Annotated in this window: 7 protein-coding genes; 2 read left to right on the top strand and 5 right to left on the bottom strand. The window is 54.2% G+C overall.

Annotated features, from left to right (window positions below):
• The first annotated feature begins 256 nt into the window (after window positions 1-256).
• Window positions 257-1636 (top strand): MATE family efflux transporter, encoded by a 1380-nt coding sequence (locus IEY53_RS21260; RefSeq protein WP_189028547.1) that lies wholly within the window; start codon window positions 257-259, stop codon window positions 1634-1636.
• Window positions 1637-1725: 89 nt separating this feature from the next.
• Here IEY53_RS21260 and IEY53_RS21255 read toward each other — a convergent pair whose 3' ends face one another.
• From IEY53_RS21255 to IEY53_RS21235, 5 genes are all read right to left on the bottom strand, one after another.
• The gene (locus IEY53_RS21255) at window positions 1726-2610 is read right to left on the bottom strand and encodes a carbohydrate ABC transporter permease (protein ID WP_189028545.1); all 885 of its coding nucleotides are present in this window, start codon (window positions 2608-2610) and stop codon (window positions 1726-1728) included.
• A 33-nt stretch (window positions 2611-2643) separates the two neighbouring features.
• Window positions 2644-3525: a carbohydrate ABC transporter permease gene (locus IEY53_RS21250; protein ID WP_189028543.1), complete on the bottom strand. Its 882-nt coding sequence runs from the start codon at window positions 3523-3525 to the stop codon at window positions 2644-2646.
• 17 nt (window positions 3526-3542) lie between these two features.
• Window positions 3543-4880, bottom strand: coding sequence for an extracellular solute-binding protein (locus IEY53_RS21245; protein WP_189028541.1), 1338 nt, complete (start codon window positions 4878-4880; stop codon window positions 3543-3545).
• 118 nt (window positions 4881-4998) lie between these two features.
• Window positions 4999-5799 carry a response regulator gene (locus IEY53_RS21240; RefSeq protein ID WP_189028539.1) on the bottom strand — a complete coding sequence of 267 codons (801 nt, stop codon included), beginning with the start codon at window positions 5797-5799 and terminating at the stop codon, window positions 4999-5001.
• The gene (locus IEY53_RS21235) at window positions 5762-7555 is read right to left on the bottom strand and encodes a sensor histidine kinase (protein ID WP_189028563.1); all 1794 of its coding nucleotides are present in this window, start codon (window positions 7553-7555) and stop codon (window positions 5762-5764) included. The genes IEY53_RS21240 and IEY53_RS21235 overlap by 38 nt, the downstream gene beginning before the upstream one ends.
• A gap of 576 nt (window positions 7556-8131) precedes the next feature.
• Here IEY53_RS21235 and IEY53_RS21230 point away from each other — a divergent pair.
• Window positions 8132-9814 (top strand): GAF domain-containing sensor histidine kinase, encoded by a 1683-nt coding sequence (locus IEY53_RS21230; protein WP_189028537.1) that lies wholly within the window; start codon window positions 8132-8134, stop codon window positions 9812-9814.
• Window positions 9815-9817: the final 3 nt, after the last annotated feature.

The following is a 9817-nucleotide window of genomic DNA, read 5'->3' as shown; positions in this document are numbered from 1 at the left end:
ATTTCTTCGACAAGAATCTTGTGTCGGTACTTTACGCACCATGCGATGTGATACTGAATACATAGGCGTAACCGCTTTATTTCTGACATATAATCACCTCTGCCTACAGAATAAAATATGTCAGTGTTATTTTCCTATATAAAGCTTAAAACTAAAGGGATTGTTGCAATAGTCACCTAAACATGTGTCGGATAGTTAGTGTAGCATAAGACACACCCTATCCGAAGTGTTCTAACTCACGACTGAAGTCACGAGTTTGCGAAAACTGTCTATCAAATTAACCTGGCCCATCTTTTTGGAACTGTTTCTATTCATGCTGATGGGCAGTGTAGATACATTTATGATCAGTTCCGTCTCGGACGATGCCGTATCCGGCGTAGGTGCTGCCAACCAGATCATTACGATGGCGATCCTTGTGCTCAGTGTCATCGGGAATGGAGCAGCCATCGTCGTCTCCCAGTATTTGGGCTCACGCAAGCCGCTGGAAGCAGCTCAGGTTACAGGCAATGCGATTACGCTTAATTTGCTGGTCGGGATTGTGCTGAGTGTGGGTCTGCTGATTTTTGGCGGAACGCTGCTGAGCGTACTGAATGTGCAAGGCGATATTCTCGTACATGCCAAGGTCTACATCAACATCGTCGGGGGCGGTATTTTTCTCCAAGCCTTGATTAATGCCTTGGCGACCACCATCCGCACATACGGCTTCACCAAGCAGACCATGGTGGTATCTCTGCTGATGAACATCATTCACGTCGTCGGCAACTATCTGCTGATCTTCGGACATTTTGGTCTTCCGGCGCTGGGCGTGCAAGGTGCGGCCATCTCTACGGTTGTCAGCCGCCTTATCTGCCTGGTCCTGTTCTTCCTGCTGCTCTATCGGGTTAGCGAGGTACGGGTACGCTTCACCTATTACATTCATTTGTCCAAAAAATACGTGCTGCAAATCCTCAAAATCGGTATTCCGTCCGCTTTTGAATCGATCACCTATCAATCCTGCCAGCTGGTATTCACGCTTTACATTACGTATTTGGGCGCTGAAGCCATGGCTACCCGCCAATATGCGCTGAACATCTCCAGCTATATCTTTCTGTTCAGTGTCGCGGTATCGATGGGAACCTCCATCATTGTGGGGCATCTGGTCGGGGCCCGGCGGCCGCAGGAAGCTTACTCCCGCGTCTTCTCCAGTGTGAAGTGGGCGCTGCTGGTCACCGTCATCATCGATGCGCTGGTCATCTTGTTCCGCGTACCCCTGATGGGCATGTTCACAGAGAACGAAAGCATCATTCTGATGGGCGCGCAGGTCATTCTGCTCAGCTTCTTCCTGGAGACCGGGCGAACCTGCAACCTCGTCATCATCAACTCACTGCGGGCCTCCGGCGATGCCAAATTCCCGGTCTATATGGGGCTCATCTCCATGGTCTGCATGAGCTTGCCGCTCGGCTATTTCCTGGTGTTCGAGCTGGGTCTCGGCCTGGCCGGGGTATGGATCGCCACGGCGGTCGATGAGTGGGTACGGGCGGTCATTATGTACTTCCGCTGGAAAAGCCGCGCTTGGGAGAAACATGGCCTGATCGAGCACGAGGGCGCCGAAGCTGCACTGGAGCCCGGAGATCCGGCGGTGGCAACAGCGAATTAAATCCCTATAAACAGCAAAAAGGACGGAACAGGCACCCCCTGCTCCATCCTTTTTTTGTTGTCCCTTTGCCGAGTCTCCGCTCTTCGTCCTTAACCCTTCACCGACCCCGCCGCAATCCCCTCCACAATCCGTTCGCTCATCACCACGAACACCAGCAGAATCGGCAGGATGCTGATCACAAGCGTAGCGCCGATAGCTCCCCAGTCGGTGGTATACTGCCCGATGAAGTTCTGCACGCCGACGGTCAACGTCTTATATTTGTCTGAACTGATAAAGGTGTTGACGAAAATAAACTCATTCCAGTTATAGATCATATTAATGATGGCTGTGGTCGCCAGCACCGACGAGGTCATGGGCAGCACGATGCGGAAGAACAGAATATTTACGGAACAGCCGTCAATAATGGCGGCTTCTTCAACTTCCTTCGGCAGCGCGTAGTAAAAACCCAGCAGAATCATAATGGTAGTCGGCAGATTGAATGCCACATAGGACAAAATGATGGAGAGCGGATTATCCGTCAAATGCAGCTTGTTGAACATGCTGAACAGCGGAATCAGCGTGGAATGGACGGGAATCATCAGCCCTACCATAAACAATCCGAGCACCAGCGAGCTGCCCTTCCATTTCATCCGGGTGACCGCAAAGGTAACAAAACTGGCCAGCAGCACGGTACAAACAAGGGATACAGCCGTAATCCAGACACTGTTCACAAAATACCGGCCAATGTTCCCGCTGCTCCATACGGTCACATAGTTCGACCAATGCGGATGGGCCGGAATGGCAAACGGGGCCATCCCGAATACCTCCTGATTATTCTTCAGTGAGAAGATCAGCAGCCAGACCAGCGGCAATATCTGGACGAGTGCCACCGCAGCCAGCGCTATGTACATTACGGTATAGCCGAATTTGTGCAGCAGAAGTCTTCCGGGATATTGTCTTCCCGGCGGGGCGCCTATTACAGCCTCCGTTCTCATGAGTTCTCCTCCTTTCTTAAGTCGTGGTATGAATCAGGAATACTGAATCGTCTCTTTGGACGCTGTGGCTTTGCGGATTAGATAAGTCGCCACCAGGCAGATCAGCAGCAGGAAGAATCCGGCCGCACTTCCGTACCCGAAGTCAAAGCTGCGGAATGCCTGTTTATACATATAGGATGCCATCACTTCACTGGCCCCGTTAGGTCCTCCATCCGTCATAACATAAATCAGGTCAAAATATTTAAGCGAACCTACCACAGACAGCACCACCGTCACCTTTATGACCTCGCTCATCAGCGGCAGCCTGATCCGCACTGCAATCTGCCAGGGATTGGCCCCGTCGATTCGGGCCGCCTCCATAAGCGATTCCGGAATGTTCTTCAGCGCCGCATAATAGATCAGTATATAGAACCCGGCGTACTGCCAGACAATCGGAATGAACAAAGCCGTCAGGACCAGGGAAGGTTCGGCCAGCCACGAAGGCGGGTTCTCCACACCAAGCGACGTTAGCAGTGAATTCAGCACTCCATTGGTGGGGTGATAGATTTTCAGCCACAGCTGGGCGATGGCCACAGACGACAGCAGCATGGGAATCAGATAAATTTTGCGCAACAGATTGGCGCCTTTAATCCTTCCCGACAGCACCAGCGCAATCCCCAGGTAGCCTATGAGGCTGATGCCCGAGAACAGCGCCAGCAGCAGCGAATGGCCGGCGCTTTGCCAGAAAGCTGTATCCTTCAACAAATGCCTGTAATTGTCCAATCCGACGAAAGTCATGCTGCCGATGCCATTCCATTCGTTCAGCCCGTAGTAACCGGTCAACACAATCGGAATATAGATAATGCCCATAATCAGCAGCAAGGAAGGCATTACATACAAGGCAATGACCCATTTATTGGACATGACTTTATCCATGCCGGTGTTCCCCCTTATCAGTTGCCTTTTTCCACAGCTTCCTTATGTTTGGCAGCGAATTGCTCCGGTGTAGCCGCCTTGCCGAATAGCGCCTGAATCATATCCAGATGGACCTGAGCCGCATTCGGCTTCATCTGCACATCGGCGAACAGCGTGATGCTGCTGGCATTGTTCAGCTCATTGAGCAGGTCCACATAAAGCTGCGGCAGCTCGTTCTTTGTGGTATCCACTTTGGTTGCAGGAATAACGCCTGCAGTCGTGACGGATTGCTCCCCCCATTTGGAGACGAAGTATTCCACAAAAGCTTTGGCTTCGGCCTGAACCTTGGAATCCTGGCTGACGAATAAACCTACACCCGGTCCGCCTACCCAGCTGTTAACATTCCCTTTGCCGCCATCCACCGTCGGAAACTTGAAGAAGCCCACCTTGTCCTTGAACGCCTGCGGGATATCCGGGTTGGTGGTGAAGTTGGGCAGTTCCCACGTGCCCATGAGATACATGGCCGCCTTTTCGTTCATGAACTCCGCTTTGCCCTCATCGTTGGATAAGCCGTTGAATCCTTTGTTAAAAGCATTCATATCGACCAGCGTCTGCACCTCGCTTGCCGCCTGCACCAGACCCGGATCGTCAAACGAGCCCGAACCGCTGACCGCCTGTTTCAGCGTATCGCCGCCAGCCACCCGGTCAGCCAGGTACATGTACCACAGGGAACCTGTCCAGCGGTCCTTATTTCCGAGTGCAACCGGGGCCACCCCATTGCTTGAGAGGGTCTGGACCACTTGCTTGAACTCCTCATAAGTACCCGGCACCTCCAGCTTATATTTGGCAAAGATCTCTTTGTTGTAGTAGATGGGGGAGATATTCAATTCGATCGGCAGCGCATAAGTTTTGTTGTCCATGGAATAGGCTTCCGTTGTGCCTGATACAAATTTGTCCTTCAGCGGTTCACCGGTCAAAAGATCATCCAGCGGTGCAAATAATCCGCCTTTTACATAAGGCTCCATGAATCCGGCTGCCCACGTAATGCCGACATCCGGCAGTTCATTGGAAGCAGACAGCACCTTGAGCTTGTTCTTGTATTGCTCATTCTCCAGAACCTCCTGCTTGATGGTTACATTCGGATGCTCCTGCTGATAATCGGCAATAATCTGGCTGACCAGTTTATTCTGCTGTGCCGAGCTTCCGGCCGGCCAGAGATGCATCATATTGATCGTCACTTTCTCCCCTGCCGTATCGGTTGCCGAATCTCCTTCACTCCCTGTTTCTTGATTCTGCTTCGCTCCGCCGCATCCCGACAGAACAAGCGTCAGGACAAAAGTCAGCAGCAGGCCCCTCGTCATCTTGCTCTTGGACATTGCTATAACCTCCACATGTATGGGTTGTGCGGTAGACAATATGTAACCGCTCTCAAATTAATTCTAGCACCGCTTCCGGAACTCCATAAGATCACAGGCATTGGCAATAACTCCACTTTTATTGGATTTCATCCGGCCCTTTCGTGTACTGCTGCCGGTAGCGGCTGGGACTTACGGCCTCCAGCGACTTGAACACTTTGATAAAATACTTGTCTGTCCGGTAGCCGACCCGTTCACCAATCTCCGCAATGGACAGCCGTGTATGCAGCAGCATTTCCTTGGCCCGCTGGATACGCAGACGCGACACATACTCGCTGAACGATACCCCCGTCTGCTCCTTAAAAAGCACACTGAAATAGCTGGCATTCAGGTGAATTCTGCCTGCGATTTCAGCCATGCTGAAGGATTCCTGCAAATGCTGTTCCACGTAAGCCAATGCTTCTTTGACCGGCTCTCCCATTCCGGCCTGTTCCGGGTCAATCTCCAGCAGCTTCGGGTCGACCAGCTTCTCCAGCTTCTCGCGGCGCTGCTCTTCTTCCTCACGTCTAAGCGCATCCTCGACCACCCGCAGCAATTCCTGCTTGTCCAGCGGTTTCAGCAAATAATTCACAGCCCCTAGCTGAAGCGCCTCCTGTACATAGTGGAACTCGGCATACCCGGAAATAACGATAACCACCGGACGACGGGTATCTCCCTTCAGGGAACGGATTAAATCCAGGCCGCTGACCTCAGGCATCCGCACGTCGGTTATCAGCAGATGAACCCGTTCCTGCCCAAGCCGCCGGCCGGCTTCCACACCGTTGTCCGCCGTTTCCACCGTATACCGGCCGGCAGCCCACAGCTCCAGCATCTGCTTGATGCCCTGCCGCGTTCTCGGCTCATCATCCACGACCAGAATGGTCTTGGTGTTCATTTTCATAGGTCTTCCCTCCATTTCGGGGGATTTCAAAAAAGATCCGTGTCCCCTCACCCGGCTTACTGTCAATGGTCAACCCATCCGTTCTCCCGTCTCCTCCGCCATAATACAACCTTAGCCGCCGCTGCACATTAAACAGCCCCACACCCGTCCCCTTGGTAGATATGGAAGGGCCGCCTGCCAGTGTCCCGTACAATGCCGCCAGTGTCTCTGCGCTCATCCCGGGCCCGTTATCCTGAACGAGGATGCTGCTCCAGCCTTCCCGTACAGACGGGCTTATCCGCACATGAATGGCTCCGGCTCCAATCCGGCTCTCCACCCCGTGCAGGATCGCATTTTCCACGATCGGTTGAATCAGCAGCTTGGGGACGGGCACAGCCGCTTCCGTCGGCGACAGCTCAATCTCCCAGGTCAGACGCTCGCCGAGCCGCATCTCCATAATTTGCAGATATCGCTTCACCTGCTCAAGTTCCTCTCCGACGGTTACCCACTCATCCTGTCCGGAGCTTCCGATGATATACCGGAATAACCTGGACATGGCGACAACCCGTCCGGCCAGCTCCTCCTCCCCTTTTTCCTCCAGCGACCAATTGAACGCTTCCAGCGTGTTGAAGAGAAAATGGGGGTTGATCTGTGCCTGGAGCGCCTTCAGCTCCGTACGGCTTTGCAGCACTTCTTTTTCATAAACGACCTGAATCAGTTCATTCATATGGGTGACCATGTCATTGTAGGTATAGTTCAGCTCTCTTAGTTCCATCGTGGACACCACCTCTGAGTTGGGGGTCAGGACGCCCAGGCGTGACTTGCGCATCGCCCGGATCAGATGGATAATCGGCCGCGTAATCATGGTAGACAGAAGGAAGGACATGATGAGAAACAAAACCGTCCCTATCCCGCCGGAAGCCAGAAGCACCGTTCTCAGCACAGAGATTCCTTCCGTAACATAACTGACCGGGGTCAGCACCAGCAGGTTCCAGCGGGTTTTCTCCGAGCGCAGCTTAACCTTCACATATTCTTTTTCCATGAAGTTAACGGTCTGCTCCTTACTGTCCAGCAGCCCCAGCAGCGCCCCATGCTCCGCCTCTCCGCTCCCCAGCAGCTGCCCGGCGTCATCTACCAGCAGGATGGATTCCCCGCTGTCACTGCCCGAGAGCGGATCGCCCAGCTGAAAATAGCTGCGCTGAATACGCGCCATCAAATACCCGCCGCGCGAGAACCAGCGGTCCATCAGGCTGACCTGGCGGATGGCGAGCAGACTCTGGTCATCCAAAGGATCGACGCCGATCCACACCAGCCTGCCTTTTTGCCGGTTGGCTTCCGTGATATAGCGGCTGTCGATCCGCTTGTTCAGGCTGCCCTCCTTGATTGGGAACAACAGCCGGTAATCGGCTGTATACAGCTCTAATGAGCCTACACTTGGCATGTAAGCCTGGTAGCTGGAGACAATTTGCAGCAGCGACTGCCGCTGGTTGAAGGAAACCGTCTTCCCATCCAGCTCATTGAGCAGCAGTTGTTGAACCGTCGGATGGTTCGCCGCTTGCTCCATCAGACTATCAATCTGCCCAATCAGTGCATCCAGCCTCCCGCTGGCCTGAACGGCCGTCTGCTGGATATGCCGCTCTGCATTGTTTTTGAGCAGGTAGGACACTTTCCCGTACACGAATACTCCTGCAACGCCGAGAATCACCAGCATCACCAACAGAAAGCCGATAAAGATTTGATTGCGCAGCGTGTTCAGTTCCTTGAATTTCCCGGGCATTGGCATTCCCACTTTCACTGTTAGCGTTTCCAACTCTATTCTCCTCAAGCCCTAAATATTGTCAAGAACTATCTGTAAAGTGCACATGGTACAATAGACCAAACACACACTATATAGCTTGAACTGAACAATACAAAAACAGGGCACGATGAGGTCCCTTCACGATCTATCCACGACTGATGCGGACAGGAAATCCGTTATTGGGGAGGATTCATCTATTCAGCAGGACAAACGGACAGAGATTCCGCTAATTGTCCCATCTCCCCTCATTCTAGGCTCAAACAAACGAAATAACGGTTCCTGAGTCCGAATTCGCCAGTAAAGCACACTTTTTCACAAAATAAGGGCTTCTCTGTCCGCTTCACTCCGCAAATGGAGCCCAGCCCAATCCTCCTGCACCGCCTATTTCATCTGATGCTTCCAAGATATCCACATTTTGGCATTTCATCATTTCCTAAACGACAAGAAATTTGAAGACGGGCAGCGGCCGGAAGTCCAAACATTCACCGTAGTGACGATTGAAGCTTAAGTTAGCCTCTTAAGTTCAGCTTATATAGCCAGAGGAGAGAGCACTGTATGCCGGAACAGGCCAGAATTCAGGAACTGCTGACGCTCAAAACGATTGCGGAAACCTTGAACAGCGCAACCCAGCTGGACGCCATGCTGGATACGGTGATAGGGAAGCTGCTGGAACTTACCGGCAATAAGTCCAGCTGGATCTTCCTCAGCGAGGAGCGGATGGATTACAGCTTCGCTGCCGACCGCGGCCTGCCCCCGGCACTCCAGCGGAACAACAAGGAGCCGATGCGCTGCGGGAGCTGCTGGTGCCTGAACCGCCTGTGGGACGGACGGCTGGACCGTGCCGTCAATATCGTCCATTGCAAGCGGCTGGAGGAGGCGCGGCAATATTCCTGGGGCGACAGTCTCGGAATCACCCATCACGCCAGCATACCGCTACGCTCAGGCGAGCGGAGAATAGGGCTTTTGAATGTGGCCTCGCCGGGCAAGGTGCAGTTCAAGGACAGCGAGCTGGCTTTGCTCCAGGCGGTAGCCCTGCAGATCGGCGGCACGATTGAACGGATGCGGCTGTACAGCATCGAACAGCGCCGGGCCAAGCTATACGCCAGATTGGGCGAATTCAGCACCGCGCTGGGGCTGGCCGGGGCCGGATGCACGGAACCGGAAGCACTCGCGAGGCAATGGGCCGGATTGATCGGACGGCATTTTGATTGGCCGTTTGCTGCGATACTGGGGCGCCGGGAGCAGCAATTGGAGGTATTTGCTGTGCATACGGAAGATCCGGCAGTGACGAACCCCGCCGGCTTCCGGTGCTCCGCTTCGATGGAACGACGGCTGGAGCTGCTTGCGCAGGAGCATCGGTATGCCGTGCTCTCCCCGGATGAATCCCGGGAGCTTCTCATGGCCTGCTCTTCCTATTCGGCGCAGCCGGAAGCCGGGCGGATGACGATACTCGCCGCCCCCGTCCCGCAGATGAGCACGCAGAGAGCGGACCTGCTGTTGATCGCTTCCCCAGAAGCCCCCTCCTCCCTCCAGCCGGATGGAGAAGTACTTGAAGCGCTGGCAGAGCATCTCGCGGCCGCCCTTGAAAGCGTACGGCTCGGGGAGAACCGCCGCGAGCTCGCCCGGTTGGAGGAACGCAACCGTTTGGCGCGTGATCTGCATGACTCGGTCAACCAGATCCTGTTCTCCATGTCCATGACCGCCAAAGGCGTGGAGGCCATGCTTGCCCAGGAGCCCGCCGGGCATCCGGCTGCCGACGCAGTGCGGGACATCCGTGAGTTGTCGCAGACTGCGCTCAAAGAAATGCGCGCTCTTATTATGCAGCTTCGTCCCGCAGGACTGGAAGCCGGACTATTGACTGCTCTTCAGACCTATGGACAGCAGCAAGGGCTGCATGTCCGGACTAGCCGCAGCGGTATCCGGGAGCTGCCTCACAGCCTGGAGGAAGGACTCTGGCGGATCGGACAAGAGGCACTGAATAATGTGCGCAAGCATTCCGGGGTGGCGAAGGCGGAAATCTCTTTGCAGCTGCGCACGGAAGAAGCCATTCTAAGCATCGCCGACCGGGGACAAGGCGGGGCCAAACGCCGGCGGGCCGCCGCAAGCGGTGATTCGCTCGGCCTCCGCATTATGAAGGAACGGGCCGAAGCGATGTCCGGGCGCCTTGCTATCCGGAGCAGTATACGCCAAGGCACTGTGGTAGAGGTAACCATACCTCTGCCGCGTCAATCTATGTAAGAA

It is taken from the genome of Paenibacillus albidus (assembly GCF_014644435.1).
Classification (GTDB): Bacteria; Bacillota; Bacilli; order Paenibacillales; family Paenibacillaceae; genus Paenibacillus_AQ; species Paenibacillus_AQ albidus.
The sequence above is the reverse complement of the archived record's forward strand: the minus strand, read 5'-3'. Positions and strand labels throughout refer to the sequence as shown.

Bases quoted from the DNA above. Each gene is read 5' to 3' on its own strand.
- IEY53_RS21255 (WP_189028545.1), bottom strand. From the start codon at position 2,610: ATGAGAACGGAGGCTGTAATAGGCGCCCCGCCGGGAAGACAATATCCC.
- IEY53_RS21250 (WP_189028543.1), bottom strand. From the start codon at position 3,525: ATGGATAAAGTCATGTCCAATAAATGGGTCATTGCCTTGTATGTAATG.
- IEY53_RS21245 (WP_189028541.1), bottom strand. From the start codon at position 4,880: ATGTCCAAGAGCAAGATGACGAGGGGCCTGCTGCTGACTTTTGTCCTG.
- IEY53_RS21240 (WP_189028539.1), bottom strand. From the start codon at position 5,799: ATGAAAATGAACACCAAGACCATTCTGGTCGTGGATGATGAGCCGAGA.
- IEY53_RS21235 (WP_189028563.1), bottom strand. From the start codon at position 7,555: ATGCCCGGGAAATTCAAGGAACTGAACACGCTGCGCAATCAAATCTTT.
- IEY53_RS21230 (WP_189028537.1), top strand. From the start codon at position 8,132: ATGCCGGAACAGGCCAGAATTCAGGAACTGCTGACGCTCAAAACGATT.